This is a genomic window from Fretibacterium sp. OH1220_COT-178 (assembly GCF_003860125.1).
Classification (GTDB): Bacteria; Synergistota; Synergistia; order Synergistales; family Aminobacteriaceae; genus CAJPSE01.
The window spans coordinates 1-329 of sequence record NZ_RQYL01000095.1 but is presented as its reverse complement, the minus strand read 5'-3'; the positions used below and the strand labels follow the sequence as shown (position 1 = coordinate 329).

Annotated in this window: 1 pseudogene; it reads left to right on the top strand. The window is 65.7% G+C overall.

Features of this window, described 5'->3' with window-relative positions:
* Nucleotides 1–252: pseudogene (locus EII26_RS12990) on the top strand (TonB-dependent receptor); the annotation flags it as partial.
* Nucleotides 253–329 lie beyond the last annotated feature (77 nt).

Genomic DNA, 329 nt, shown 5'->3' with positions numbered 1-329 from the left:
TCGGAGCTGCGCTACGTGGGGCGGAACTACTACGACATGCAGGGCGAGGTGGGCTGGACGGACCTGCTGACGGCGGGGCTGGGCGTCCGCTGGCAGCCCCGGGAGGACCTGAATCTGGTTTTGGGGGTGGACGACCTCTTCGACAAGGGGCCGGACCTGAAGCTCTTTGCGGTGGGGACGGGGCCGGAGCGCATGCTGTGGTACCCGCTCCAGGGCCGGACGTTTTACGTCTCGCTGATCTGGAGGTTCTAGCAGACGACCAGCTCTCCGCGGCCGTCAGGCCGCGGATGCTGTGTCGGTCGCTATCTGACAATCGCGATACGGATTTC